This window comes from Comamonas sp. FUJ_7 (assembly GCF_057369555.1).
In genome coordinates this window covers 359590-386542 of the sequence record NZ_JBXXZI010000001.1, presented here as the reverse complement: position 1 = coordinate 386542, position 26953 = coordinate 359590, and the positions used below count along the sequence as shown (strand labels likewise).

Below are 26953 nucleotides of genomic sequence, written 5' to 3'. Positions count from 1 at the left end.
CCGTGGCGATTGACGTCCTGGCGGCGTTCGAGTGCGAACCGCCGGTGCTGGACTTCATATGGCCGGGCTTCCTCGCGGGAACCGTCGGCGCGCTCGTCGCCCCAGGGGCCACGGGCAAGAGCTTCTGGGCACTGGAAGCGGCCATGAGCATCGCATGCAGCGTTGCCGGCGGCGACCTCGTGGGCCTGGCCCCCGCACACACCGGGCGCGTGGTTTATCTGGCTGGGGAAGACCCGCCGCCCGCGCTTGTGCGGCGCATTCACGCCATCGGCCAGCACCTCGGACACGCAGCACGCCAAGCCATCGCAGAGAACCTTGCACTTGAGCCGATCATGGGCAAGCGCCTGAACGTCATGGACGAGGCTCACTTGCGCCGCGTCATCGAGTACAGCGCCGGGGCGAGGCTGATCGTGCTGGACACCCTGAGCCGCATCCACGCCCTCGATGAGAACAGCAACGGCAACATGGCCCACCTCGTGGCCGTGCTGGAGCAGGTCGCGGCTACCACGGGCGCATCCGTGCTCTACCTGCACCACGTCAGCAAGGGAAGCGCCCGCGAAGGGCAGACCGACCAGCAGCAGGCCGCGCGTGGCGCGTCCGCGCTGATCGACAATGCCAGGTGGTGCGGTTACGTCGCCCGCATGACTGAGGACGAGGCGAAGCGCCTCAGCGACCGCGCCCATGATCGGCAGCCCATCGGCGATGAGCGGCGCGGCTACTTCGTGCGTTTCGGCGTCAGCAAGCAGAACTACGACGCCACGCCGCTTGATCGCTGGTACATGCGGCACGCCGGCGGCGTGCTGGTACCGGTGGAGCTGTATGAGGCGTGCAGGAATGAGGAAAGACGTGATGGTCGGAGGCGAGGCGATGGCTTTTGACCTCACCCATGCCAGGCACGATCCAATGCACTGCTTGGTCCCCGGCTTGTTCCGCAGTCTCAAGCGCGGCGAACGGAAGAAGCTCAAGCTCGATGTGACGTATCACTACGCCGAAAATGAACAAGCGCGGTTCGTCGGCTTCGAGCCTCTTGGTGCTGATGACATGCGGCTACTGCAAGGTCTTGTGGCTCTTGGAGGGCCGAAGGGCATCATCCTGACGCCAGAGCCAACAGCGGATTTGCCGAAGCAACTCCGTCTATTCCTTGAGCCGAAGTTCGACGCGGTAGGGCAGGATGCGCTGGTCGTGAGAGAGAGTATGACCAGCCTGCTAGGCGAAATCGGCTTGACCGATGGCGGCGACAATATCAGGGCGATCAAGGCGAGCTTGCTGCGCATGGCAAACGTGACGGTGGTAGTCACCAAGGGGAACAGGCAAAGGTCTTTTCACCTGATGAGCTACGCCTTCGACGAGGAGGACGGACGGCTATTCGTCGCGTTGAATCCCCAGATTGCAGAGGCGATTCTTGGTAGGCGCCCGTATACCCGCATCGAGATGGCCGAGGTGCGGGCGCTACAGACCGACCCGGCCCGCCTGATTCACCAACGGTTATGCGGCTGGATCGATCCGGGCAAAGCCGGGCGCGTGGAGCTGGATACCCTTTCCGGTTACGTCTGGCCGGACGAGGCGAACGCCGAGGCCATGAAGAAGCGCCGCCAGAAGGCCCGCAAGGCTCTGGCCGAGCTTGCCACCGTGGGCTGGAAGGTCAGCGAGTATGCGGCAGGGAAGTGGGAAATTGGCAGGCCGAAGCCCGTAGTAACGTTCCCCAAGCTCCGTAGCAATGTTCCCCTTCACCCGTAGCAACGCTCCCCGCCTCAAGCCGGAAAACACAGCAACGGCGCGGGCTTGCGGCTAGTTCGCAAATTCCATCCATGATCTTCCAAGATCATCCACGAGGCGCGGCACTTGCCGCCGCCCTTTAGGGCGACGCCAAGCCCTTGCCGATGGTCGGCCTTCGGCCGAGTTGTACGCCAGAAGGGTGTTCAGCTCCGGCCGGTTCTTTTTAGCGGCTAAAACGCTGCGCCCCTCAAGTGTCAATAGGCAGGTGTTGTACGTTGTATGTTGTAGCGCGCTACAACATACAACAGTTCAATTCGATTCCCGGCCACGCAATGAGGCCGGCCATTCTTTTGCGCGCACGTCGAGCTGCAGCATCGTCATTTTCGGCGAGGCTGGCCACGTCCAGGCCACGGTCGACTATCGCCAGTTCCGACGATGGCGGCCGCCGGCGCTGGATCTCGCATCGCCGCTTCTGACGATGAGATCCACTCTTTGACACTTGAGGGGCCGAGCGGCGGGGGATTCTCCCGGCCTCCCTCTTGGCGTTCAACCTTCCGTGCTGAATGGGCTGCCATCCCTGTTTCGATGGGCGTGCCTGTGTCGTCGGCTCCATGTCAACCATTTCGGCCAATTATTGGAATGTTGTGTAGGCCGGCACTCCGTAACCTTCGGAGTAGTTCAGTTGATAACGGAGGTTTACGGACATGGCGACGACAGAAAGCAGCTATCCCGACGAGCTGGCCGCACGGCTCGCTCTTCAGCAGCAGACCTCGCAGATAAAGCGCAGGGACTACCTGGCCGCTTTCATGGCGGCGCGCGCGGACGTGAAGGAAGCGATGGAGGCCGGCTACGCGCTCAAGATCATCTGGGAGCACATGCGCGAGATCGGGCGAATCCCTTTCCGCTATGAGACGTTCCTGAAATACGTTCGCCAGCACATCACCAATGCGCCGCCTGGCTCCACGGGTCAGGGCACGGAGTAAGCAAAGTCTCATGCTCAATCGCTGCCAGCGCATGGCTGAAACGCTGTTACCGGCCTCTTGGATCGCTGCAAGCACATGGACATTGGCAATTTCCGTTGGTTTTCCCGCTGCTGGCGCGCTGTTGCGAAGCAATGGTGCGGTTACAGCGCGAAATTCGATGAGTCATACGAGGCAAAAACAACGCCGTAAGGCGGGCAGGATGTGTGAAGTAGGCCCACCGGCAAGCCGGTTGTCCTTCTTCACTGTCCCTTATTCGCGCGGGGCGCTCAACGTGCATCCTGCTCTGCGAGGCTGCCGGCTACCGCCGGTTGGAGGACAAATGGGCGACGAGAATCGAATCACCAGGAAGGGCAGCCCACCGATCAAGGTGTACTGCCTTCCAGAAGAACGCGAACTGATTGAGGCGAACGCCAAGATGGCGGGAATCAGCGTGGCGCGCTACCTGCGCGACGTAGGCCAGGGCTACCAGGTCAGGGGTGTCATGGACTACCACTATGTGCGCGAGTTGGTGCGAGTGAATGGCGACCTTGGCCGGCTGGGCGGATTGCTCAAGCTATGGCTGACCGACGATCCGCGCACAGCCCGGTTCGGCGATGCCACGATCCTTGCCCTGCTGGGTCGAATCGAGGCCACCCAGGACGAAATGAGCCGGCTCATGAAGTCGGTGGTGCAGCCGAGGGCCGAACCTTGAGAGTTTTAGCAGCTAAATTACCGTGTGCTGCACGCGACACAAGCCCCTTCCAGGCCGCCGGCCCGGACGTTATCAACTCTTGGGAGAACGCATAAGGCCAGGGACACCCCGTAAGGGCCGAGAACAGAATCACCGAAGCCCGGGCCTCAGTGCCAAGGGCGATACCGATTAGCTAGTGGCGTAGCTCTTCGATGAAACCTTGCCGTGGGCAAGCGCGAGCTTGGTCAAGGCATTGCCTTTCTTTCATCGAATGGAGATTGCGACCATGAAGCACGTCCGTTTTTTAGCGGCTAAAACCGCGCTCGCCGCCGCTCTGGCCGGCAGCATCATCATCACCCCGGCGCAGGCAGGCATCCCCGTCATCGACGGCGGCAACCTGGTGCAAAACGTCATGACGGCCATCGAGTCGGTGGCGCAGACGCTCAAGCAGATCGAGCAGTACCAGACCCAGTTGCAGCAGTACGAAAACATGCTGCAAAACACAATGGCCCCGGCCGCGTATATCTGGGATCAGGCGCAGTCCACCATCAACGGATTGATGGCCGCCACCGACACGCTGAACTACTACCGGAATCAGCTCGGCAGCGTCGATGCGTACCTGGGCAAGTTCCAGGATGTGGCCTACTACCGTGGTTCGCCGTGCTTCTCGGCCGCCGGGTGCTCGGATGCCGAGCGCGCCGCGATGGAGCAAAACCGCAGCCTGGCGAGCGAGAGTCAGAAGAAGGCGAACGACGCGCTTTTCAAGGGCCTGGAGCAACAGCAGCGCAACCTTTCCGCCGATGCTCGCCAGCTCGAACGGCTCCAGTCCGCCGCGCAGGGCGCGACCGGGCAGATGCAGGCCATCGGCTACGCCAACCAGCTCGCCGCCAACCAGGCAAACCAGCTCCTGCAAATCCGTGGCCTGCTGATCGCACAGCAGAACGCCGCGACCGCCAGGATGCAGGCGCAGGCCGACGTAGAGGCGCAACAGCAGGCCGCCGGCGCGACTTCCAGGGAATCCAGGATCGAGCGCACGGCCAACCCAAGAAACTGGCTCGAACTGACCCGCTGACGGAGGCCCTGCACCATGAAGAATACGATGCTGCTTGCCGGCCTCGTGGTGGTGCTGGTGGCTGGTTGCGACAACAAGCCAGCCATCCCGCCCATGCCCGAGGTCAATGACACCAATTGCCAGATTGAGGCGATCACGAAGATCGAGGATAGGGCCACGCGCGAGAAATTCGCCGGGCTGTGCTCGCGCCGGTCGCCGGCCGCCGGCGGCATCGCGCCGACCGAGAAGCCCATGAACTGGCTCGAACTGGCCGACCCGAAAGACCAGAAGGAGGCGAAGCCATGAAAGCACTGCACAAGGCGGCGCTGATCGGCGTCGCCCTCGCGCTTTACTCCACCGCCGCGTCGGCCCAGCTCACCAACCAAGGGATGCTTGACCAGGTGGTGACGGAGTTCGCCACGCGGGCCACGTCCTGGCAGACGGTGGTGATGAATGCCGCGATGTTCCTGTTCTGGACGCTGGGCACGATCTCGCTGGTTTTCACGTTCGGCTTCATGGCGCTGCGCAAGGCCGACATTGGCGAGTTCTTCGCCGAGTTCATCAGGTTCATCCTGTTCTTCGGCTTCTTCCTCTGGCTGTTGCGCTATGGCCCGACCTTCGCCAACTCGATCATCCAGTCACTGGCCCGGCTTGGTGAGCAGGCGTCTGGGGTGGCGTCGGTGACACCCTCGGGCATCGTGGATATTGGCTTCATGATCTTGAAGCAGGCATTCAGGAACTCGTCGATCTGGTCGCCCGTGGATAGCTTCATCGGTGTGGCCTTGAGCGTCGGCATCCTGATCCTGCTGGCCGTTGTCGCCGTGAATATGTTGCTGCTTCTCGTGTCAGGCTGGCTGCTGATGTACGCCGGTATCTTCTTCCTTGGCTTCGGCGGCTCGCGTTGGACGTCAGACATGGCGATCAACTACTACAAGACCGTGCTGGGCGTGGCCGTGCAGATCATGACGATGGTGCTCCTGGTCGGCATCGGGAACGACCTGCTTTCCAGCTTCTACGCCAGGATGAACACCGGCACCCTGAACTTTGAAGAGCTGGGCGTGATGCTCGTTTTCTGCGTGGCGTTGCTCATGCTGGTCAATCGTGTGCCCCCGCTTGTCGCTGGCATCATCACCGGCTCGGGTATCGGTGGCGCTGGTGGCATCGGCAACTTCGGTGCAGGTGCCGCCATCGGTGCGGCGATGGGCGCGGCGAGCATGGCCGCCGGAGCCGCAAGCGTGGCTGGAGCGGCCGTGATGGGCGGTGCAGCCTCGGCCGCCGGCGGCATGTCGGCGATTAAGGCAGCGTTCGAGAAAGCAGGGACTAGCGCCGGTGGCGAATCGGGCGGAATGCCCATGTTTGGTGGCGGTGCTGGTGGTGATTCCGATGCTGGATCGTTCGCGCAGGCAGCGGGCGTCGGTGGCGGCAGTTCCAGTGCCGGCACAAGTACGCCGCTCGGCCAGGCGGCCGGCTTCTACAGCTCGGGAAGCTCCAGCAGTTCGGGCAGCAGCGGCGGCGAATCGAGGGGCGGCGACAAAGCCGGCTCCAGCTCGAAGGCCAGCGGAGGCGGCGACGCTGGCGGCCAAGCCGGCCAAGGTGCGGGAAGCCTTCTCGCTGCGACGGCTGCGAACCTGGCGCAAGGCATTGGCGACGTTGCGAAGGCCAAGGCGGCCAGCATCCGCGACGCCGCCGCCGAACGCATCGCCGACACCACGGGCGGGAAGATCGCTGCCGCGATCCGGGCGAGCAGCCAGACGGACCAGGCGGCCGAGGATGTGCCCAGCTTCGGCGGCAACAGCTTGGCAGGTGCCGATTCGGGCGCTGCTGATCCTGACGATGAAGTGGCCGCATTCGCCAACCGCGACAAGGAGGTATGACGATGACGCAGAGAGGATTTTTCGACTGCCTGGACGTTGCCGCTGCCGAGCAGCGCCAGGCGCAGGCGGTGGAGTTTGAGCCGGTCGGCGACCAATCGACCGATGCCGGCCGCGAGGCGGAAGTCACCGCCTTCGTGAATCGGCCTGCCTCGGCCACCATCGAGGCCGCCAGGCCGGCTGCCAAGGTGAGCGGCAACGCCAGCAACTACAGCGGTGGCAGCGCGAGAAGTACGCCGCTGGCCGAGGCCGCCGGCTTCTACAGCAGCGGCAGCCGATAAGCGCGCCGGCCGGCGTGGGGCCGGCCGACACTTCCACAAACCCACCTGTTAGAGAGGTGAATCATGGCAACTCTGAATCCTACCAATGCAACGCAGGCAGTTCATCATGCAGCCGTGCAGCTCGCCGCGCTCGACTGGCTCGACCAGGACACAGCGCGGCAGCTCGGGCCGCTCGCCGAGGCCGTGGCAAACGCTTTCATGGTCGTGTTCTACCAGGCCGAGACGGGGCAGGCGACGCCTGCTGACTTCCGCGAGGCCCTGGACGCGGTGCGGCAGTCACTCCGCGCCGCGTAGGCACGCGCACCAGGAACAGCAAGGGCGGCCGATGGCCGCCCTTGCCATTTTCGGGCCTGCATCGTCAAAGACGGCGATGCGCGCCGGCGTGCTCGAGCATCGCCAGATCGGACGATGACGGCCGCTCTGGCCTTCTCCTTGGCGTGGATCTCGCATCGTCGTTTCTAGCGATGAGATCCAGCGCACCAAGTCGCGCACGTCGAGCTGCAGCACCGCCAGGAATGGCGATGGTGGCCAGCTCCTCCTACTCGATGCCGTGCATGGCCCTCGCCCGCGCCGCGACTTCGCGGGCGTGCTCGATATAGGCCGGATCAGCCGTGGCCTCGGCTTCGGCCAGGAAGGCGCTGATCGCCTCGGTCGTCGTCAGCTCCTCGGATGGGTCGAAAGGCGTCAGTTCACGGCCTACGGCGGGAGCATCCACCCATTCGCGTTCTTCCCTCGGCAATGGGTACACGCCGGCGGCCTCGGCTTCGGTCAGCAGCTCGGCCAGAGTGTGGCGCACCTGGTCAGGCGTGACGGCGCGGGTCAGGTCAGCCTTCAAGGCGTCATAGGCCGGGCCTGCCTTCTCATGCAGCCAGTTTTCCAGTTGCTTCGGGTCGGTCACCGGCGTGCCTCATCGAGCCAGGCCAGCGTTTCAGCATCGCGGGCGGCCACGCGGGCCAGCAGCTCGCGGAGGCACTGTTGCAAATAGTCGGTGGTGATAAACTTATCATCCCCTTTTGCTGATGGAGCTGCACATGAACCCATTCAAAGGCCGGCATTTTCAGCGTGACATCATTCTGTGGGCCGTACGCTGGTACTGCAAATACGGCATCAGTTACCGTGAGCTGCAGGAGATGCTGGCTGAACGCGGAGTGAATGTCGATCACTCCACGATTTACCGCTGGGTTCAGCGTTATGCGCCTGAAATGGAAAAACGGCTGCGCTGGTACTGGCGTAACCCTTCCGATCTTTGCCCGTGGCACATGGATGAAACCTACGTGAAGGTCAATGGCCGCTGGGCGTATCTGTACCGGGCCGTCGACAGCCGGGGCCGCACTGTCGATTTTTATCTCTCCTCCCGTCGTAACAGCAAAGCTGCATACCGGTTTCTGGGTAAAATCCTCAACAACGTGAAGAAGTGGCAGATCCCGCGATTCATCAACACGGATAAAGCGCCCGCCTATGGTCGCGCGCTTGCTCTGCTCAAACGCGAAGGCCGGTGCCCGTCTGACGTTGAACACCGACAGATTAAGTACCGGAACAACGTGATTGAATGCGATCATGGCAAACTGAAACGGATAATCGGCGCCACGCTGGGATTTAAATCCATGAAGACGGCTTACGCCACCATCAAAGGTATTGAGGTGATGCGTGCACTACGCAAAGGCCAGGCCTCAGCATTTTATTATGGTGATCCCCTGGGCGAAATGCGCCTGGTAAGCAGAGTTTTTGAAATGTAAGGCCTTTGAATAAGACAAAAGGCTGCCTCATCGCTAACTTTGCAACAGTGCCTAAAATAAGCCTTATATCCAAGCATAAAACAAGGTTGTCTAGACTTCTTTTAACAGTAAAGTTATCATAAAACTGAATTTTATTTTTTAGGTAAGTTTATGCATTCTATCCGCATTCGTTAAGACACAACTATTTGCATAGTGACACTATTTTATAATGGTGGGCTTTTGTTGTGTCTTTAAGAATATATGCGGATATATAAAGTAAAAGTATGCTTAATTTATAAGTATGCTTTTAGTGCATAGTTTCCAGTTATAACTTAATTGACTAGCTATTTGTCCACCCTGTGGATGAATAGCTTTTTTTTTGGGAGGACACTGTGATGCTAGCTTTTGTTTTCACCTAAATCCTGTTTGCTGCATAAAAAATTTCAAGAGCTAAACAGGAGTAAATAAAAATGAGTTTAATTATTAAAGCGAGAAACATACGCTTGGATTATGCTGGGCGTGATGTTTTGGATATTGATGAATTGGAAATTCACTCTTATGACCGTATTGGTCTTGTGGGTGATAACGGAGCAGGAAAGAGTAGTTTACTCAAAGTACTTAATGGCGAAATTGTTTTAGCCGAAGCGACATTACAGCGTTTTGGTGATTTTGCACATATCAGCCAACTGGGCGGAATCGAAATAGAAACGGTCGAAGACCGGGCAATGTTATCTCGCCTTGGTGTTTCCAATGTACAAAACGACACAATGAGTGGCGGAGAGGAAACTCGTGCAAAAATTGCTGCCGCATTTTCCCAACAAGTACATGGCATTCTAGCGGATGAACCAACCAGCCACCTTGATCTCAATGGAATAGATCTACTTATTGGTCAACTTAAAGCATTTGATGGAGCATTACTTGTTATCAGTCATGACCGATATTTTCTTGATATGGTTGTAGACAAGATATGGGAGTTAAAAGACGGTAAAATTACGGAATATTGGGGTGGTTACTCGGATTACTTGCGTCAAAAAGAAGAAGAGCGACAACACCAAGCCGTAGAATATGAGCTGATGATGAAGGAACGGGAGCGATTAGAATCTGCTGTGCAAGAAAAACGCCAGCAAGCTAATCGATTAGACAATAAGAAAAAAGGAGAAAAATCCAAAAACTCTACCGAAAGTGCTGGACGACTTGGGCATGCAAAAATGACTGGCACCAAGCAAAGAAAACTGTATCAGGCAGCTAAGAGTATGGAAAAGCGTTTGGCTGCATTAGAAGATATTCAAGCACCAGAGCATTTGCGTTCTATTCGTTTTCGTCAAAGTTCAGCCCTAGAACTGCACAATAAGTTCCCGATTACGGCAGATGGTCTGAGCTTAAAATTTGGTAGCCGTACTATCTTTGATGACGCTAACTTTATAATACCGCTTGGCGCTAAAGTCGCTATAACTGGATCGAATGGAACAGGGAAAACGTCCTTGTTAAAAATGATATCAGAACGTGCTGATGGATTAACCATATCTCCAAAAGCTGAAATTGGCTACTTTACACAAACAGGATATAAATTTAACACGCATAAATCTGTGCTCTCCTTTATGCAGGAAGAGTGCGAGTACACAGTTGCGGAAATTCGTGCAGTATTGGCTTCAATGGGGATCGGAGCGAATGATATTCAAAAAAACTTATCCGACTTATCGGGAGGTGAAATCATCAAACTGCTTTTATCCAAAATGCTTTTAGGAAAATATAATATTTTGCTTATGGATGAACCAGGAAACTATCTTGACCTAAAAAGTATTGCCGCATTAGAAACAATGATGAAGTCCTATGCAGGAACTATTATCTTCGTATCTCATGACAAGCAATTGGTCGATAATATTGCTGACATTATCTACGAGATCAAAGACCACAAAATCATCAAGACTTTTGAGAGAGATTGTTAATGATAGCCAATCTAATCCGAACATTAATTATTGAACTCTTTAAAGGAAATTAAAAATGACAATTCAAGATATTCAATCACTTGCTGAAGCACACGGCTTGTTGCTTACGGACAAAATGAATTTCAATGAAATGGGCATTGATTTTAAGGTCGTTTTTGCTCTTGATACAAAGGGGCAACAATGGTTGCTGCGTATTCCTCGTCGTGATGGCATGAGGGAACAAATCAAGAAAGAAAAACGCATTTTAGAATTGGTAAAAAAACATCTTTCTGTAGAGGTTCCTGATTGGAGAATTTCATCTACAGAATTAGTGGCTTATCCCATACTTAAAGATAATCCTGTTTTAAATTTGGATGCTGAAACCTATGAAATAATTTGGAATATGGACAAAGATAGCCCGAAATACATAACATCTTTGGCAAAAACCTTATTTGAAATCCATAGTATTCCTGAAAAAGAAGTTCGGGAAAATGATTTGAAAATTATGAAACCTTCAGATTTAAGACCTGAAATAGCAAACAATTTGCAGTTAGTAAAATCTGAAATTGGTATAAGTGAGCAATTGGAAACCCGCTACAGAAAATGGTTGGATAATGATGTTCTATGGGCAGATTTCACCCAATTTATACATGGCGATTTATATGCTGGGCATGTACTAGCTTCAAAGGATGGAGCTGTTTCAGGCGTTATTGATTGGTCAACAGCCCATATAGATGACCCAGCGATTGATTTTGCTGGGCATGTAACTTTGTTTGGAGAAGAAAGCCTCAAAACTCTAATCATCGAGTATGAAAAACTAGGGGGTAAAGTTTGGAATAAACTATATGAACAGACTTTAGAAAGAGCAGCGGCCTCTCCTTTGATGTATGGTTTATTTGCCTTAGAAACTCAAAATGAAAGCCTTATCGTTGGAGCAAAAGCTCAGTTGGGAGTTATATAATTTAAAAATATGATTGCTGAGAACTGCCTTGTTTTGAAACTTGGTTGGCTTTAATTAGTTTTTAGTATTCTTTATAGAAAATGCCTCGATCAAGGGGCATTTCTAACAATCATTTAACATAAAATTTCTTATGTGAAGTAACCTGAATGCAGCGGTGCCCCATTGGGGGCGCGTTGAGATAAGCCTCTTTTAGATAACTTTAGCAACTCGATAGACAGTTGCAACTCCACAATTCACTGCTTTGGCAATTTCTTCCTTAGTCATATTGCCAACTACTAGCAATTCTTTTATTCGTTTATGTTTAGCCTCATTTGCCTTCTTGCCTGTTGGTTTGTAACCCGAACGTGCCAGGCCCTGCTTAATACGTTCTATACGTTTCTCATTGTCTAGGCGGGCCATTGTTGCCAGAAGATCAATCAACATATTGTTGATGAGTTCCAAGATTGAATGAGTAATGCTGTCACTGGTTTGAATCATTTGGTAGGTAGTAGGAAGATCTGCTACGACTAAACGAAGTCCCTTCTCCTGGATCCTGCGCTTCAGCTCTTGAAAATCTCGTTGGGTTAGGCGTGATAAGCGGTCAATACTTTCAACTAACAATGTGTCACCTTGATTTGCTTCTGACAGTAGCTTATTCAATTCAGGTCGGTCTAACTTCGTACCACTATAGTTTTCCACGTACACAATGGTTTCACCCAAATTCAAGTTTTGGTTTAGATCCTGAAGAATCTGCAAAGCCCTTTCTGCATCTTGATCTTTAGTTGAAGCTCGTAGATAAATACGTGTATTCATTTCTATCATTTAATCTTAATTCTATTAGATTAATGATAATACTATCATTTAATTATTGCATTAAGTCTAATGATAGATATTGTATGCGATTTGGCTCGCTATCATTCAGGTATAGTCTTTTGATAAAAAAAGCATGACTAAAAGCCATGCCTTGGGAATTCGTATAACGTGTATTATGTTAATTTTAGAAAATCTTCACTACTATTATTTTAAAATAAGGCACTGTTGCAAATAGTCGGTGGTGATAAACTTATCATCCCCTTTTGCTGATGGAGCTGCACATGAACCCATTCAAAGGCCGGCATTTTCAGCGTGACATCATTCTGTGGGCCGTACGCTGGTACTGCAAATACGGCATCAGTTACCGTGAGCTGCAGGAGATGCTGGCTGAACGCGGAGTGAATGTCGATCACTCCACGATTTACCGCTGGGTTCAGCGTTATGCGCCTGAAATGGAAAAACGGCTGCGCTGGTACTGGCGTAACCCTTCCGATCTTTGCCCGTGGCACATGGATGAAACCTACGTGAAGGTCAATGGCCGCTGGGCGTATCTGTACCGGGCCGTCGACAGCCGGGGCCGCACTGTCGATTTTTATCTCTCCTCCCGTCGTAACAGCAAAGCTGCATACCGGTTTCTGGGTAAAATCCTCAACAACGTGAAGAAGTGGCAGATCCCGCGATTCATCAACACGGATAAAGCGCCCGCCTATGGTCGCGCGCTTGCTCTGCTCAAACGCGAAGGCCGGTGCCCGTCTGACGTTGAACACCGACAGATTAAGTACCGGAACAACGTGATTGAATGCGATCATGGCAAACTGAAACGGATAATCGGCGCCACGCTGGGATTTAAATCCATGAAGACGGCTTACGCCACCATCAAAGGTATTGAGGTGATGCGTGCACTACGCAAAGGCCAGGCCTCAGCATTTTATTATGGTGATCCCCTGGGCGAAATGCGCCTGGTAAGCAGAGTTTTTGAAATGTAAGGCCTTTGAATAAGACAAAAGGCTGCCTCATCGCTAACTTTGCAACAGTGCCCGGGCAGCATAGTCTACGAGATCGTCGGCACCCAGGCCAAGCTGCGCTCCGATAAATTCGATGACCTCTGCAGGGATCAGTTCGCCTGGAGCCAGCACCCGGCCGGGATAGCGCAGGACACACAATTGCAGGGCGAAGCCGAACCTGTTGTGAGCGCGCCGACGCAGCCTGATATGCCCAAGGTCTTCATCACTCAGCGTATAGTGCTTGAGCAAATCCGTCTGTGAAGTCGGCAAGCGCAACAGCGCGTCTTTCTGCCGATCGGTTAGAGTGACGCGACGCGGCATACATGTTCCTTTTTCAAAATCTGATAGCGTTCAAGACGCTTTGTTTATGAAGCTGGTTGAGATACATTTCCAGAGGTCAATGCAATCGTGGCCGAAGCGCCGCCTCAAACCAACGTTTGTGATACATGCTGATCGGATATGCCCGCGTCTCCAAAGCCGATGGCTCGCAGTCTCTCGACCTGCAGCACGACGCCTTGCGCGCCGCAGGTGTCGAACGGGACAATATCTATGATGATCTTGCTTCCGGCGGTCGTGATGATCGCCCTGGCTTGACTGCCTGCCTCAAGTCATTGCGTGACGGCGATGTGCTGGTGGTCTGGAAGCTCGATCGCCTCGGACGATCGCTTGCCCATCTGGTCAACACGGTGAAGGAGCTGTCAGACCGCAAGATCGGCCTGCGGGTTCTGACTGGAAAGGGCGCTCAGATCGACACCACGACTGCGTCCGGTCGCATGGTGTTCGGAATCTTCGCCACCTTGGCCGAGTTCGAGCGGGATCTGATCCGAGAGCGCACCATGGCGGGTCTCGCCTCCGCGAGAGCGCGCGGTCGCAAGGGCGGACGAAAATTCGCGCTCACCAAAGCTCAGGTGCGTCTCGCGCAAGCCGCCATGGCCCAGCGCGATACTTCAGTTTCCGATCTCTGCAAGGAACTCGGCATCGAGCGCGTCACTCTCTACCGATATGTCGGTCCCAAAGGCGAGCTCAGAGACCATGGAAAGCATGTTCTCGGACTTACGTAGCAACTCGTTTCTTTTCGCAGGTTGAGCCACCTCCGCGCTTCATCAGAAAACTGAAGGAACCTCCATTGAATCGAACTAATATTTTTTTTGGTGAATCGCATTCTGACTGGTTGCCTGTCAGAGGCGGAGAATCTGGTGATTTTGTTTTTCGACGTGGTGACGGGCATGCCTTCGCGAAAATCGCACCTGCTTCCCGCCGCGGTGAGCTCGCTGGAGAGCGTGACCGCCTCATTTGGCTCAAAGGTCGAGGTGTGGCTTGCCCCGAGGTGATCAACTGGCAGGAGGAACAGGAGGGTGCATGCTTGGTGATAACGGCAATTCCGGGAGTACCGGCGGCTGATCTGTCTGGAGCGGATTTGCTCAAAGCGTGGCCGTCAATGGGGCAGCAACTTGGCGCTGTTCACAGCCTATCGGTTGATCAATGTCCGTTTGAGCGCAGGCTGTCGCGAATGTTCGGACGCGCCGTTGATGTGGTGTCCCGCAATGCCGTCAATCCCGACTTCTTACCGGACGAGGACAAGAGTACGCCGCAGCTCGATCTTTTGGCTCGTGTCGAACGAGAGCTACCGGTGCGGCTCGACCAAGAGCGCACCGATATGGTTGTTTGCCATGGTGATCCCTGCATGCCGAACTTCATGGTGGACCCTAAAACTCTTCAATGCACGGGTCTGATCGACCTTGGGCGGCTCGGAACAGCAGATCGCTATGCCGATTTGGCACTCATGATTGCTAACGCCGAAGAGAACTGGGCAGCGCCAGATGAAGCAGAGCGCGCCTTCGCTGTCCTATTCAATGTATTGGGGATCGAAGCCCCCGACCGCGAACGCCTTGCCTTCTATCTGCGATTGGACCCTCTGACTTGGGGTTGATGTTCATGCCGCCTGTTTTTCCTGCTCATTGGCACGTTTCGCAACCTGTTCTCATTGCGGACACCTTTTCCAGCCTCGTTTGGAAAGTTTCATTGCCAGACGGGACTCCTGCAATCGTCAAGGGATTGAAACCTATAGAAGACATTGCTGATGAACTGCGCGGGGCCGACTATCTGGTATGGCGCAATGGGAGGGGAGCAGTCCGGTTGCTCGGTCGTGAGAACAATCTGATGTTGCTCGAATATGCCGGGGAGCGAATGCTCTCTCACATCGTTGCCGAGCACGGCGACTACCAGGCGACCGAAATTGCAGCGGAACTAATGGCGAAGCTGTATGCCGCATCTGAGGAACCCCTGCCTTCTGCCCTTCTCCCGATCCGGGATCGCTTTGCAGCTTTGTTTCAGCGGGCGCGCGATGATCAAAACGCAGGTTGTCAAACTGACTACGTCCACGCGGCGATTATAGCCGATCAAATGATGAGCAATGCCTCGGAACTGCGTGGGCTACATGGCGATCTGCATCATGAAAACATCATGTTCTCCAGTCGCGGCTGGCTGGTGATAGATCCCGTCGGTCTGGTCGGTGAAGTGGGCTTTGGCGCCGCCAATATGTTCTACGATCCGGCTGACAGAGACGACCTTTGTCTCGATCCTAGACGCATTGCACAGATGGCGGACGCATTCTCTCGTGCGCTGGACGTCGATCCGCGTCGCCTGCTCGACCAGGCGTACGCTTATGGGTGCCTTTCCGCAGCTTGGAACGCGGATGGAGAAGAGGAGCAACGCGATCTAGCTATCGCGGCCGCGATCAAGCAGGTGCGACAGACGTCATACTAGATATCAAGCGACTTCTCCTATCCCCTGGGAACACATCAATCTTACCGGAGAATATCGTTGGCCAAAGCCTTAGCGTAGGATTTCGCCCTCTCCCGCAAACGACCCCTTCCCGTTTCAGCTGCGTTTCCTGTTTGCCAGCCGGCCCGAGATCATGGGGTGGGTGCTGGGCATCGTTTACCGCGTCATTGCCACGCACCTGGTCAAGAAAGCGGGCCATACCCACCAAGTGGCCAAGACGGGCGCGGTCACCCTGATCCAGCGTTTTGGATCGGCGCTCAATCTGAATGTTCACTTCCACATGCTGTTTCTCGACGGTGTGTATGTCGAGCAATCCCACGGCTCAGCGCGTTTCCGCTGGGTCAAGGCGCCGACCAGCCCAGAGCTCACCCAGCTGACGCACACCATCGCCCACCGGGTGGGTCGCTATCTGGAACGGCAAGGCCTGCTGGAACGGGATGTCGAAAACAGCTATCTGGCCTCGGATGCGGTGGATGACGACCCGATGACACCCCTGCTGGGGCACTCGATCACTTACCGTATCGCTGTCGGTTCACAGGCGGGGCGAAAGGTGTTCACTTTGCAAACTCTGCCGACCAGTGGTGATCCGTTCGGTGACGGGATTGGCAAGGTAGCCGGGTCCAGCCTGCACGCCGGCGTGGCGGCCAGGGCCGATGAACGCAAGAAGCTCGAACGGCTGTGCCGGTACATCAGCCGCCCGGCGGTATCCGAGAAGCGGCTGTCGTTAACACGAGGCGGCAACGTGCGCTACCAGCTCAAGACGCCGTACCGGGACGGCACCACGCACGTCATTTTCGAACCATTGGATTTCATTGCAAGGCTGGCCGCCCTGGTACCGAAGCCCAGAGTCAACCTAACCCGCTTCCACGGGGTGTTCGCACCCAACAGTCGGCACCGGGCGTTGGTCACGCCGGCAAAACGGGGCAGGGGCAACAAGGTCAGGGTGGCTGATGAACCGGCAACACCAGCACAACGGCGAGCGTCGATGACATGGGCGCAACGGCTCAAGCGTGTTTTCAATATCGACATCGAGACCTGCAGCGGCTGCGGCGGCGCCATGAAAGTCATCGCCTGCATTGAAGACCCTATAGTGATCAAGCAGATCCTTGATCACCTGAAGCACAAAGCCGAAACCAGCGGGACCAGGGCGTTACCCGAAAGCCGGGCGCCACCGGCTGAGCTGCTCCTGGGTCTGTTTGACTGACGAGCCTGAAGGCCAACGATACCAATCAAAATGCTGCGTTCACAGCGCCGCGGCAGGGATCCGCCGTGCTGGTTGTCGGAAAAGGAGCCGCTAGTGGGAAAGAGGAGGGTAAATTTTCAGCGTTGCTGGCTCCCCGTCAGCCGGATTGGGTTGCATCGCAGGGGTGTCGAAAGAGTCAACTGCGGTCCAAAGCTGTTGGACTTGGGTGAAAAGGGCGTTTATTCTTCCTATACGTTGTCGGCAGCGGGCCAAAAAGGAATACGTCCATGCCCATCGAGGTGAAACCGGCTGTGAGCGCGGGTTCAAGCATATAGCCCGACAGGCGCGTATCCTTGCCGATCACGACACGATGGCGGTGGTCACCGCGACGAAAGACACGGCCAGCCGCCATGCCGACGCGCAAGGCGGTTTCCGCCGTCATCGCGCCTTCGTTGGCTTTGCCACGAATACCGTCTGTGCCGAAATATTTGCGCACCATAAGGTCGATTATCCTGTCGTCGGGTCGCCCTCAAAGGGGACATGCCTGCTGAACCGCGAATATAGAGAAATATCCCGAATGTGCAGTTAACGAATTCTTGCGGTTTCTTTCAGCGCCGCCAATACCGCCAGCCCGTCGCGCAAGGGGCGCGGCTCGTGTGTGCGGATGAAGTCAGCTCCACCTGCGGCGGCGGCAAGCTCTGCAGCGAGTGTCGCGGCCCCGACATCCCCCGGACCACGGCCTGTGAGCGCGCGCAGAAAGGATTTGCGCGAAACAGACAGAAGCACCGGCAAATCGAAGCGCAGCCGCAATTCATCGAACCGCGCCAGCACCGAGAGCGAGGTTTCGGGAGCAGCCCCCAGAAAAAACCCCATGCCGGGATCAAGGACAAGGCGGTTGCGTTTGATACCGGCACCCGTCAGCGCCGCGATGCGCGCGTCAAAGAACGCCGCAATGTGATCCATGATGTCGCCAGCGGGTGCCTCGCGCCGATCTGCCTGCCCGTCTTGCACCGAATGCATAACGACGAGTTTGGCAGATGATTTCGCCAATTGCGGATAGAACGCAGCGTCTGGAAAACCGCGAATATCATTGAGATAGGCCACACCACGCGACAAGGCATAGGCTTGCGTCGCGGGTTGATAACTGTCGAGCGAGACGGGAATGCCATCTGCCTTGAGCGCGTCCAGCACCGGCGCGATACGCGCGATTTCTGTGTCGGACGAAACAGGCGCGGCGTCGGGATTGCTGGATGCCGGACCGAGGTCGATCACATCTGCCCCCTCGGCCATCAGCTTACGCGCCTGCGCAATGGCTGCGTCTGGCGCCAGATACCGGCCTCCATCGGAGAAACTGTCCGAGGTTATGTTGACGATGCCGAAAATGATGAGCGATTTATTCATGGGGGCTTCTATAATAATAATAATCGAGCATGAGTCTCATACGGATGCTCGGGTCGAAAGGGAATCCCCAGGCGAGTAACCTGTTTGCGGTGATCCATTAGCTGCAGGAGCAGAAGAGCATACATCTGGAAGCAAAGCCAGGAAAGCGGCCTATGGAGCTGTGCGGCAGCGCTCAGTAGGCAATTTTTCAAAATATTGTTAAGCCTTTTCTGAGCATGGTATTTTTCATGGTATTACCAATTAGCAGGAAAATAAGCCATTGAATATAAAAGATAAAAATGTCTTGTTTACAATAGAGTGGGAATAAAAGCCGGTCGCGAAGCAACTCGTGATCTTTAGACTTTTTTCTCATGCAAGCCCGCGATTTCGCGGGCTTTTTTAATGCTTGTCCAACGCGATGTGCGCTTCACTCATTGGGTGACGGGATCTCAAGCGCTACCTCTTTTGATAGCTGCGCGCTCTTTCTGCACAAGCCTGAAAGCCGTTTTCCTCTGAATTAATGTCTGCAACGAAGTACTGAACTCGTTGCCCTCAAAAACAAAATCAACAGCTCTTTATTCCAAGATGCGGCAAGACTGGCTGCAGATGATCCCTAAAGCTACCTCATCAAAGAAATACCGCTCATTGCACCCAGGTGCGCAACTCTGACACACGCTTATCGGTCATATCCACCATGCAAGACGTGTAGCCATGATGCCCAGACGGCGCCTGAAAACTCTGCACCTCCCAGAGCTTGCAAGAGCTTTCACGAAATTTCAGCCAATCTCTTTGGGCCTGCACCAACGCCTTTCTCTCTTCTTCCGACATCTGTGTCCGAACCTGCTTGTAGACTTCATTGAGCTTGACATCCAGCCTACCCAGCTCCGCTTCATCGCAAGCGGCCCATCGGGAGTTCTTGAAGGCGCCCAGGTCTACGTTGTCGTTACACCTTGCATATTCAGCCGAAATATTCGACTTCTGATCCGCTTGAGTGCCCATAGCCGCAATAGTCAAAGCGACAAACACCATCACTTTTTTATTCATAGCTCCCCCTGTTGTTGAAGTCGGCATTCTGTCGAATCTGCCAGGCCCAAGCAATTCGCTTCGCATCCCACCATGACCGTCTCGCTCCAGGCAAGCGAACCACCTGAGCACATACCTACATCCAGAGCCCAAGGGAAAAGCAGAATATCTGCCGCATTTATCGAATGAAGAAAAAATCGCCTCAAAATTCAGTTAAAGTAACGACCTTCGGAGCGTAGCGCAGCCTGGTAGCGCATCTGCTTTGGGAGCAGAGGGTCGCGAGTTCGAATCCCGCCGCTCCGACCAAATGATTCAAGGGCTTAGCTAAGAAATTGGCTAAGCCCTTTAGTCTTTTCTGGGCTGAGGGGTCAACAGTCAAGGGACTCATCTTCCTGTCTGCGAGATGAATCGCGGAATAGCCAGTGCCCGCTCCCTGTCAGCCATACACCACGCGGAGAATAAAGTCTCCAGCCCAAGCTTGCTCTCAAAACACAAGCAATGCCCCAGCCCCCATCGCGGCCTGGGGCATTTTTCATGGGCATGTCGTCGTGTAGCATTGATGTCGCAAATTGTGAGCAAGCCGCTCCAGTTGCAACAGTGGCGCCAACGCCTCTTGTTCATTGAGAAAGGGAAAAGAGCAGATGAGTAACGCACTTGCGACCGATGCCAGCCTGACCTGGAAGACCGGCCCCATTCGCCCCAGAGCCTGTACCTGTGGCAGCGTGGTGTGTCAGTTGCTGCACGAACGGGTCATGGCTGATATGTCGCGCCGCATGTTTACAGGCGGTTTGGCCGCCATGCTGGCTCCTTTCATGGGCCTGCATGCTGTCGAAGCCGGAGCAGCTGGTACGCCCAAACCCGCCGAGCGCCCTGTTTTGCTGACCAATCTGCGCCTCTTCGACGGAACGGGAAAGCCTGTACGCCAAGGCGTGCAGGTGCTGATTCAGGGCCAGCTGATTGCGGCCCTGCCCTCTGCCGGCGAGAAAGTGGAAGGTGCCCAGGTGATCGACTGCCAGGGCAAGCTGGTAATGCCGGGCCTGATCGATACGCACTGGCACACCATGCTGGCGGCCATACCGCAGATGACAGCCATGACGGCAGATTTAGGCTATCTCTACCTGGCTGCAGCGCAGGAGGCTCAGCGCACGCTGATGCGCGGCTTTACCTCGGTACGTGACGCGGGAGGCCCGGCCTTTGCTCTCAAGCGGGCAATCGACGAGGGCATGGTGGTGGGACCGCGTATCTACCCCAGCGGGGCCATGATTTCTCAGACCTCGGGCCATGGCGACTTTCGCATGCGCAGCGACATCCCCCGTGCAGCCAATGAGCCGCTGAGCCGGGTGGAATTGACGGGCGTGGCCATGATTGCCGATGGCGAGGCCGAGGTGCTGCGCCGCGTGCGCGAGCAGCTGATGCTGGGCGCATCGCAGATCAAGATGCTGGCGGGCGGCGGCGTGGCATCGCTGTACGACCCGCTGGACAGCACCCAGTTCACCGAAAAAGAGCTGCGCGCGGGAGTGGAAGCTGCGAGTGACTGGAACACCTATGTAATGGCACACGTGTACACACCCAAGGGCATCAAGCGCGCCATCAAGGCAGGTGTCAAAAGCATAGAGCACGGCCAGCTTGCCGATGAAGACAGCGTGAAGATGATGCGCGACGAAGGGGTGTGGTGGAGCCTGCAGCCCTTCTTGCAGGATGAAGACAGCAATGTCTACCCCGATGCTGAACGCCATGCCAGTCAGTCCAAAGTGGCTCAAGGCACGGTGCGGGCCTATGAAATGGCGCAAAAGTACGGCATCAAGACCGGCTGGGGCACCGATGTACTGTTCAACCCCAAGGGCACGGCCACGCAGGGCAAGCAACTGACCAAGCTGACGCGTTTTTATGACCCGCTGACGCTGCTCAAGCAGGCCACGGCTACCAATGGTGAATTGCTGGCCCTGTCCGGTGAGCGCAACCCCTACCCTCAGCCACTAGGCCGAATCGTCCCCGGCGCGTTTGCCGACCTGCTCGTGGCCGATGGCGATCCCTCCGTGAATCTGGACTTCTTGATCAATCCGGACCAGAACCTGCGCCTGATCATGAAGGACGGCAAGGTGCACAAGAACACGTTGTAAGGAAGAACAATGACACAGCACATCAAGACCCCTCTTGGCAAGGCTGTCGCTGCGCTGGCCTTGGGCCTGCTCGGCACACAGGCCTGGGCGCAGGACAAGGCCGCAGCCGACGCCTGGCGGTTTCAGCTCACGCCCTATGTGTGGCTGACGGGACTGGACGGCAGCGTGCGTCCGTTCAAAGGTGCGCCGACTGCGCATGTGAACAAATCTTTCTCCGATGTTCTGGACAACCTGGATGCCGCCGCCTTTTTGAACGGCACGGCACGCAAGGGCCACTATGTGCTGCACGGCGACCTGAGCTATGCGTCCACATCGGACAAAGCTGCACTGCCAATGGGCCTGAGCGCTCATGCAAAAGTCAAGCAGACTTCGCTGACGCTGACCGGTGGCCGCAACTGGATGCTGAATCCCCAGTCGAGCATTGACCTGATGGCAGGCCTGCGCTTGTGGCAGATCAAGGCCGATGTGAAGGTACCCGGTCTGGCGTCCGCCCAATCGAATACCTCGTTTGTGGACCCGGTGGTCGCCGCGCGCTGGCGCTATGACATAGCGCCGCGCTGGTCCACCTTGCTCTATGCCGATATGGGTGGTCTGGATATGGGGTCAAAGTTCACCTGGCAGGTACATGGCTCGGTGAACTATCAGCTCAAAGACAATATCTATATCTCTCTGGGCTACCGTCACCTGAGCGTGGACTACCGCGATGGCGGCAAGCAACTGGACTTTAGCCAAAGCGGCCCTATCGTTGGCGCAACCTTCCGCTTTTAAGCGCCACCAACACCGCCTTGCCAAGCACTGAGCGGAGGCTCAAAAACCGTCCAGCAGCTGCAGCCCATGCGCCTCTGTGGGCAGCGGCACCTCCCACTTGTGCAGCATGCCCAGCAGCGCTGCATTGCTCAGCGTGGTGTCTCGTTTGCTGTTGCGCGCCAGCAAGGTTGAGCGGCTCGCCTCCAGGTGCACCAGCTCTACCTGCGCGCCATAAGCCAGGCACAAGTCCACGGACTTGCCACGCATCTGCCTCGACAAATGCGTGGCATTCCACACAAAAGGGGCTTTGGCGCGCAGCAGGCTTTTGGCCTTGTCCACGGCGCGATGCGCGGCAGCGCCTTCGTTCTCTCCGTGCCTGAGGCCCAGCTCGGTGCGCGCATCGTCAAACGACACCACGGGCAGGTCGCCATGGTGCTGCGCCACCCAGGTGTTTTTACCCGACGCCGGCAGGCCGCACATCACGATGACGCGTGAGCCCGGCTCTTCGTGCAGCGCATAGTCGGGATGCAGCTCGGCCCCACGAAAATAGCGCACCGCCGTCTCTGCCGATGCAAACTTTCTCGGCGTGCGCAAGCAGGCCTCCTCCTGCGCCAGCTCTTTGAACAGCTCGATATTCACCAGCACATTGCCCACATCAGGGCAGATGCGGCCGCGAATATCGGCCCGCGCCAGCAGCACCAGCAGGTGCAGATCAACCTGCCAGGACAGCTCGCGAACGATGAACTCTGGCGAGACGTCTCGGCGTGAATCGGCAAAGGCGAAAAACGGCACCTGATGCACGGCAATCAGCCGACAAATCGCCTCGCGCTGGGCCACCGGTGCGCCCGCCTCCCACAGCATCAATCGCGTATCCATCGCGCCCCGGCGCGAATGGCCGGGCTGCGAAATACGGCCGTCGTCGCCAATCTGCGTAGTCGAGTACTTGGCCACATCGTGCAGCAGCGCAGACAGGAAAAGCGTCTCGCGCTCCTCATTCGTGAGCAGCACATAGTCACTGTCCTGCAGCAGCTCGCCCACCACCATCTGCGTATGGGTCCAGACATCCCCCTCGGCGTGATAGACCGGGTCCTGCGGCGTGCTCTTGGCAAACTGCAGTTGGGGGAAGGCGTCCAGACAGGCCGCCCAGTCCACTGGGTCGCAGGCGGACTGCGGCACCAGGCTGGTCATCTGTTTCCAGCTCCACATAAAAATCTCCTCTCCACAGTTCTGTGAACTATGGTTTCCATAGCTACTAGCGCTTGATGGACAAGCGTTACCAGCTCTTTTGAATCATATTGGCGAAGATATCGACACCGGCGCGTAGCCCGTTGGCGACGATGGGCCGCTCGCTGTGGTGCGAGCCGGAGTCCAGAATCGTCTGCACAAAGTCAGAGCGCACAAACTTGTAGCGCGCCACGGTCTGGCCGTTTTCTTCGACCTTGATATACAGGCCCTCGGCCAGATCCGAGCCATCGGTCTGCTTCCAGGCCAGCGGCAAATCCAGTTGCTGGCGCAGCACCTGATCCTCAAACACCGCACGCCACTGCGCGCTGCGCGCCAGCGACGGGGCCAACAGCGCCAGCAGGTCCTGCACACGCTTGGGTGCCACGCCGCTGTAGAGCACGGGCACAGACACCACGGGCACGCCAGCCAGCAACGCATGGCGGCGCGGCGTGTCCAGAAACTGCAGGGTGGAGCGGTCCCAGACATCAAACTCGCAAAACCAGTGCGGCAGTGCGTCGTAGTACAGCGAGTGCTTGGCATACAACCACTCGCCATACAGGATGAAGCGATCATCCAGCAAGGCCATCAGCGCACTTTCATGGGCCTTGGCCCATTGCTTATAGGCATTGAACTGGCGCTCGCGCCCGCCCATCTGGTCGATCTGCAGATAATGGCCGCGCGACTGCAGCAGCAGGCTGCCGTCGCCGCCAAAGCTCAACGCCGCATTGGCACCATCCAGCTTTTCCTCAACCACGATGTGGCGGCCAGCCAGCGCTTCATAGGCAACGGTATCGGCCTGATCTCCGACCTGCAGCCGCGATCCCCGCAAGTGCGGCGTGCGCGGATATTTGAGAATTTCCAGATTGAATAAATGGGGTGAAGTCATGTTGTGCTTTCCTAAAGGGGAATAAGCCACGCGCAAAATCGCGGCAGACAAGCCAAGTCCTAGAGCAGTACTGCCATAGACCTGAGACCAGCGAAAAAACATCGCTCCACAGCGCGAGGAGCGCGGCAGAGCGGGTGAGAGTGGGAGAGCCGAGCCCGGAAAAATTCCAGCTCAGAGACACGAGATAAAGGCTGCAGCGCCCGAAGGCCGTGCCTTGTGGAGTGAGATAGACAGAGGCGCAAAGCACCTCAACTCAAAAAGCGATATGTCCGCACAGAAGCACACACATGAAAGATCGTTGCGATCAGCGTGTGTGGCAGTCGTTTAGCAAAAACGAAGACGGCGGAACATGGTGCAACTCGAAAATGAGAGCGAATAACGCAGCAGGAGTAAAGGCTGGCGAGTGTATGGGCTTGCAGGCCCAGTTGCCAAGTGTCTGCCCGCAACCTGTTGCGCAAAGCACACGCAACGGTTTCACAGAGATGAAACATGGCTTGGTTACAAATTCAGGGTTTTCTTTCTGCACCTGCCGAACCCTCAATGACATCTGCAAAAGCCTTGCGCCAACCTCTTTTGATTTCTCTGCTGGCTGCCGCCGCTTTGGCCGCTTGCGGTGGTGACGACAACAACACCAGCAGCACGACACCAGCACCGTCGCCAGAGGCTCCTGCCCCTGAGGCGGAACCGGAGCAAACACCGGTCTCGTTCACGCTGGAAAAAATCGGCAGCTACCAATCGGGCATCTTTTTGCAGAGCGCCGCTGAGATTACGGCGTTCGATCCCGTCCACCAACGCGGCTTTGTGGTCAATGCCCAAAAAGGTGCGCTCGATGTACTGGACATGAGCAACCCCGCCGCGCCACGCATGATTGCCAGCCTGGACGCCACCAAGCTCTCACTGGGTGCTGGTGCATCCATCAACAGCGTCGCCGTACATGGCGGCCTGGTCGCTGCAGCCGTGCAGGCCCCCGTCAAGACGGACCCCGGCATGGTCGTTCTCTACGACACCGACAAGCTGCAGGTCATTGCCCAAGTGCCCGTGGGTGCCCTGCCCGATATGCTGACCTTTACCCCCGACGGCAAGACCCTTCTGGTCGCTAACGAGGGCGAGCCCAGTGATGACTACCAGATCGACCCCGAAGGCTCGATCAGCGTGATCGATGTGAGTACACCGGCCAAGCCTGTGGCACGCACGGCCGACTTCAAGGCCTTCAACAGCCAGAAGGCTCAGTTGCTTGCCAAGGGCGTGCGCATCTTCGGCCCCACAGCCGATGGCCAGGGCACGGCCGACGTCGCCAACGACCTGGAGCCCGAATACATTGCCGTGGCCCCGGACGGAAAGACGGCATGGGTGACACTGCAGGAAAACAATGCGCTAGCGATTGTGGATATTGCCAGCGCCAGCGTGACCGATGTGGTGGCTCTGGGCTACAAGGATCATGGTGCTACAGGCAACGAGCTGGACTTCGCCGACAGCGATGGCAAGAACCCGGTCATCAACATAACCAAGGCTCCTAACGTCTTTGGCATGTTCCAGCCCGACTCCATCGCCGCCTACCAGGCCGCCGATGGTGCGACCTATCTGGTCACGGCCAACGAAGGCGATGCACGCGCCTGGGGCGAAGGCAACAAGCGTTACTTCGGCACGGCCGCCGACAAAGCGAGCGGCGCACCGGCTGCGGCAGGCGATATGACCCAGGGCTTTGTGGAAGAGTGGCGCATCAAGCATCTGGTACACAAGGACGGCTTTTTGCGCCGTGCGGGTGACGATCTGCCCGCCCATCTGGCGCAGCTGGCCAATGGTGCCTACCTGAATGCGGCCAACTTTGCCTGGTGCGGGGCGGTTGGCACAGACCCAAAGACCTGCCGTGACGATGACAAGCTGGGGCGCCTCAAAGTCACCTGGACCATGGGCTACCAGACCGACAGCAATGGCAGTCCCGTCAAGGACGGCAAGGGCTTTCTGACCTACGACAAGCTCTACGCCTATGGCGGTCGCTCCATCTCCATCTGGGATGCCAAGGGCAAGCAAGTCTGGGACTCTGGCGCAGCCATTGAGAAATTCCTCGCCAGCCCCGAGTGCAAGCTGGGTGCCAAGCGCGACATTGCCTGTGCTACCTACTTCAACACCGGCCATGATGAAACCGCCCAGCTCGATGCGCGCAGCAGCGCCAAGGGCCCCGAGCCCGAAGGCCTGACCGTGGGCCAGATCGGCGAGAAGACATTTGTCTTTGTGGGTCTGGAACGCATGGGCGGCATTCTGGTGCTTGACATTACCGACCCCAAGGCTCCCAAGCAGATCGACTATCTGAACACCCGTGAAAACTGGACGGCCAGCTTTGACGACAAAACCCCGCTGACTGACACCGCACTCAGCAATGTGGGCGATCTGGGCCCCGAAGGACTGCACTTCATTTCTGCCAAGCACTCACCCAATGGCAAGCCCCTGCTGATGGTGGGCAACGAGGTCAGCGGAACCACGGCCATCTACCAGCTCAATCTGCAGTACTGATCTGCAAAGCACTGGCTGTCTGCGAAGCAGCTGCTTTCACGCCAAGCCCCGCCCCTGCGGGGCTTTTTGCTATGCAAAGCAAGTGAAGGTAGCGCCCAGGGTTTCTCAATTACGTAACAATACGCG

Annotated in this window: 25 protein-coding genes, 1 tRNA gene and 3 pseudogenes; 21 read left to right on the top strand and 8 right to left on the bottom strand. The window is 56.5% G+C overall.

Going from position 1 to position 26953, the window contains the following annotated elements:
• The first annotated feature begins 2 nt into the window (after nt 1-2).
• The 9 genes from AC2I9W_RS01760 to AC2I9W_RS01720 all read left to right on the top strand — a co-directional run bounded on the left by AC2I9W_RS01760 (nt 3) and on the right by AC2I9W_RS01720 (nt 6866).
• Nucleotides 3-878: a helicase RepA family protein gene (locus AC2I9W_RS01760; RefSeq protein WP_216891670.1), complete on the top strand. Its 876-nt coding sequence runs from the start codon at nt 3-5 to the stop codon at nt 876-878.
• Nucleotides 835-1737 (top strand): replication protein C, IncQ-type, encoded by a 903-nt coding sequence (gene repC / locus AC2I9W_RS01755; RefSeq protein ID WP_438826513.1) that lies wholly within the window; start codon nt 835-837, stop codon nt 1735-1737. The genes AC2I9W_RS01760 and repC overlap by 44 nt, the downstream gene beginning before the upstream one ends.
• A 683-nt stretch (nt 1738-2420) precedes the next feature.
• Nucleotides 2421-2699, top strand: coding sequence for a TraK family protein (locus tag AC2I9W_RS01750; RefSeq protein WP_014090305.1), 279 nt, complete (start codon nt 2421-2423; stop codon nt 2697-2699).
• A 319-nt stretch (nt 2700-3018) separates the two neighbouring features.
• On the top strand, nt 3019-3390 hold the full coding sequence (gene traJ, locus AC2I9W_RS01745; RefSeq protein WP_075239409.1) for a conjugal transfer transcriptional regulator TraJ: 372 nt from the start codon (nt 3019-3021) through the stop codon (nt 3388-3390).
• A 265-nt stretch (nt 3391-3655) separates the two neighbouring features.
• Entirely contained in the window at nt 3656-4441 is a 786-nt protein-coding gene (gene trbJ / locus AC2I9W_RS01740) for a P-type conjugative transfer protein TrbJ (protein ID WP_022579749.1), read from the top strand.
• Between the two features lie 15 nt (nt 4442-4456).
• Complete coding sequence (gene trbK / locus AC2I9W_RS01735; protein ID WP_022579748.1) at nt 4457-4726, top strand: entry exclusion lipoprotein TrbK; 270 nt, start codon at nt 4457-4459, stop codon at nt 4724-4726.
• Nucleotides 4723-6294: a P-type conjugative transfer protein TrbL gene (gene trbL, locus AC2I9W_RS01730; RefSeq protein ID WP_216891667.1), complete on the top strand. Its 1572-nt coding sequence runs from the start codon at nt 4723-4725 to the stop codon at nt 6292-6294. The genes trbK and trbL overlap by 4 nt, the downstream gene beginning before the upstream one ends.
• A gap of 2 nt (nt 6295-6296) precedes the next feature.
• Nucleotides 6297-6572 carry a hypothetical protein gene (locus AC2I9W_RS01725; protein ID WP_216891664.1) on the top strand — a complete coding sequence of 92 codons (276 nt, stop codon included), beginning with the start codon at nt 6297-6299 and terminating at the stop codon, nt 6570-6572.
• 63 nt (nt 6573-6635) lie between these two features.
• A complete protein-coding gene (locus AC2I9W_RS01720) occupies nt 6636-6866 on the top strand; it encodes a type I toxin-antitoxin system ptaRNA1 family toxin (protein WP_075246802.1) in 231 nt (76 codons plus the stop codon).
• A 244-nt stretch (nt 6867-7110) separates the two neighbouring features.
• Here AC2I9W_RS01720 and AC2I9W_RS01715 read toward each other — a convergent pair whose 3' ends face one another.
• The gene (locus AC2I9W_RS01715; RefSeq protein WP_216891662.1) at nt 7111-7470 is read right to left on the bottom strand and encodes a helix-turn-helix domain-containing protein; all 360 of its coding nucleotides are present in this window, start codon (nt 7468-7470) and stop codon (nt 7111-7113) included.
• Between the two features lie 133 nt (nt 7471-7603).
• On the opposite strand from AC2I9W_RS01715, the gene AC2I9W_RS01710 reads away from it, so the two are divergent.
• The 3 genes from AC2I9W_RS01710 to AC2I9W_RS01700 all read left to right on the top strand — a co-directional run bounded on the left by AC2I9W_RS01710 (nt 7604) and on the right by AC2I9W_RS01700 (nt 11173).
• The gene (locus AC2I9W_RS01710; protein WP_001067855.1) at nt 7604-8308 is read left to right on the top strand and encodes an IS6-like element IS26 family transposase; all 705 of its coding nucleotides are present in this window, start codon (nt 7604-7606) and stop codon (nt 8306-8308) included.
• A 449-nt stretch (nt 8309-8757) separates the two neighbouring features.
• The gene (gene msr(E) / locus AC2I9W_RS01705) at nt 8758-10233 is read left to right on the top strand and encodes an ABC-F type ribosomal protection protein Msr(E) (RefSeq protein ID WP_000052512.1); all 1476 of its coding nucleotides are present in this window, start codon (nt 8758-8760) and stop codon (nt 10231-10233) included.
• A gap of 55 nt (nt 10234-10288) precedes the next feature.
• Nucleotides 10289-11173 carry an Mph(E) family macrolide 2'-phosphotransferase gene (locus tag AC2I9W_RS01700; protein ID WP_000155092.1) on the top strand — a complete coding sequence of 295 codons (885 nt, stop codon included), beginning with the start codon at nt 10289-10291 and terminating at the stop codon, nt 11171-11173.
• Between the two features lie 189 nt (nt 11174-11362).
• Here the strand turns inward: AC2I9W_RS01700 and AC2I9W_RS01695 are convergent, their stop codons facing one another.
• The gene (locus AC2I9W_RS01695; RefSeq protein ID WP_012308657.1) at nt 11363-11965 is read right to left on the bottom strand and encodes a recombinase family protein; all 603 of its coding nucleotides are present in this window, start codon (nt 11963-11965) and stop codon (nt 11363-11365) included.
• Between the two features lie 281 nt (nt 11966-12246).
• Here AC2I9W_RS01695 and AC2I9W_RS01690 point away from each other — a divergent pair, with 281 nt between their 5' ends.
• Complete coding sequence (locus AC2I9W_RS01690; RefSeq protein WP_001067855.1) at nt 12247-12951, top strand: IS6-like element IS26 family transposase; 705 nt, start codon at nt 12247-12249, stop codon at nt 12949-12951.
• Between the two features lie 51 nt (nt 12952-13002).
• Here AC2I9W_RS01690 and AC2I9W_RS01685 read toward each other — a convergent pair.
• Nucleotides 13003-13290 (bottom strand): annotated as a pseudogene (locus tag AC2I9W_RS01685) (DUF4158 domain-containing protein); the annotation flags it as partial.
• A 125-nt stretch (nt 13291-13415) separates the two neighbouring features.
• Here AC2I9W_RS01685 and AC2I9W_RS01680 point away from each other — a divergent pair.
• The 4 genes and pseudogenes from AC2I9W_RS01680 to AC2I9W_RS01665 all read left to right on the top strand — a co-directional run.
• Nucleotides 13416-14030: a recombinase family protein gene (locus AC2I9W_RS01680; RefSeq protein WP_000904906.1), complete on the top strand. Its 615-nt coding sequence runs from the start codon at nt 13416-13418 to the stop codon at nt 14028-14030.
• 65 nt (nt 14031-14095) lie between these two features.
• Nucleotides 14096-14899: an aminoglycoside O-phosphotransferase APH(3'')-Ib gene (aph(3'')-Ib, locus tag AC2I9W_RS01675; RefSeq protein WP_001082319.1), complete on the top strand. Its 804-nt coding sequence runs from the start codon at nt 14096-14098 to the stop codon at nt 14897-14899.
• Nucleotides 14899-15735 carry an aminoglycoside O-phosphotransferase APH(6)-Id gene (locus AC2I9W_RS01670; RefSeq protein WP_000480968.1) on the top strand — a complete coding sequence of 279 codons (837 nt, stop codon included), beginning with the start codon at nt 14899-14901 and terminating at the stop codon, nt 15733-15735. Before aph(3'')-Ib ends, AC2I9W_RS01670 begins: the two co-directional genes overlap by 1 nt.
• A 106-nt stretch (nt 15736-15841) precedes the next feature.
• A pseudogene (locus AC2I9W_RS01665) lies at nt 15842-16957 on the top strand (IS91-like element ISCR2 family transposase); the annotation flags it as partial.
• 235 nt (nt 16958-17192) lie between these two features.
• On the opposite strand, the pseudogene glmM reads toward AC2I9W_RS01665, so the two are convergent.
• From glmM to AC2I9W_RS01650, 3 genes and pseudogenes are all read right to left on the bottom strand, one after another.
• Nucleotides 17193-17435, bottom strand: a pseudogene (gene glmM / locus AC2I9W_RS01660) (phosphoglucosamine mutase); the annotation flags it as partial.
• A gap of 86 nt (nt 17436-17521) precedes the next feature.
• Nucleotides 17522-18337 carry a sulfonamide-resistant dihydropteroate synthase Sul2 gene (gene sul2, locus AC2I9W_RS01655; RefSeq protein WP_001043260.1) on the bottom strand — a complete coding sequence of 272 codons (816 nt, stop codon included), beginning with the start codon at nt 18335-18337 and terminating at the stop codon, nt 17522-17524.
• Nucleotides 18338-18958: 621 nt separating this feature from the next.
• The gene (locus tag AC2I9W_RS01650; RefSeq protein ID WP_486408338.1) at nt 18959-19360 is read right to left on the bottom strand and encodes a lysozyme inhibitor LprI family protein; all 402 of its coding nucleotides are present in this window, start codon (nt 19358-19360) and stop codon (nt 18959-18961) included.
• Nucleotides 19361-19568: 208 nt separating this feature from the next.
• Here AC2I9W_RS01650 and AC2I9W_RS01645 point away from each other — a divergent pair.
• The 3 genes from AC2I9W_RS01645 to AC2I9W_RS01635 all read left to right on the top strand — a co-directional run bounded on the left by AC2I9W_RS01645 (nt 19569) and on the right by AC2I9W_RS01635 (nt 22227).
• A tRNA-Pro gene (locus tag AC2I9W_RS01645) sits at nt 19569-19645 on the top strand.
• A 335-nt stretch (nt 19646-19980) separates the two neighbouring features.
• A complete protein-coding gene (locus tag AC2I9W_RS01640; RefSeq protein ID WP_486408337.1) occupies nt 19981-21459 on the top strand; it encodes a metal-dependent hydrolase family protein in 1479 nt (492 codons plus the stop codon).
• 9 nt (nt 21460-21468) lie between these two features.
• Nucleotides 21469-22227, top strand: a complete 759-nt coding sequence (locus tag AC2I9W_RS01635; protein WP_486408336.1) for a porin family protein — start codon at nt 21469-21471, stop codon at nt 22225-22227.
• 39 nt (nt 22228-22266) lie between these two features.
• Here AC2I9W_RS01635 and AC2I9W_RS01630 read toward each other — a convergent pair whose 3' ends face one another.
• Entirely contained in the window at nt 22267-23412 is a 1146-nt protein-coding gene (locus AC2I9W_RS01630; protein ID WP_486408335.1) for an AAA family ATPase, read from the bottom strand.
• Between the two features lie 67 nt (nt 23413-23479).
• Nucleotides 23480-24316, bottom strand: a complete 837-nt coding sequence (locus AC2I9W_RS01625) for an RNA ligase family protein (RefSeq protein WP_486408334.1) — start codon at nt 24314-24316, stop codon at nt 23480-23482.
• A 540-nt stretch (nt 24317-24856) separates the two neighbouring features.
• Between AC2I9W_RS01625 and AC2I9W_RS01620 the strand changes: the two genes are divergently transcribed.
• Nucleotides 24857-26827: a choice-of-anchor I family protein gene (locus AC2I9W_RS01620; RefSeq protein ID WP_486408333.1), complete on the top strand. Its 1971-nt coding sequence runs from the start codon at nt 24857-24859 to the stop codon at nt 26825-26827.
• The last annotated feature ends 126 nt before the right edge of the window (nt 26828-26953 follow it).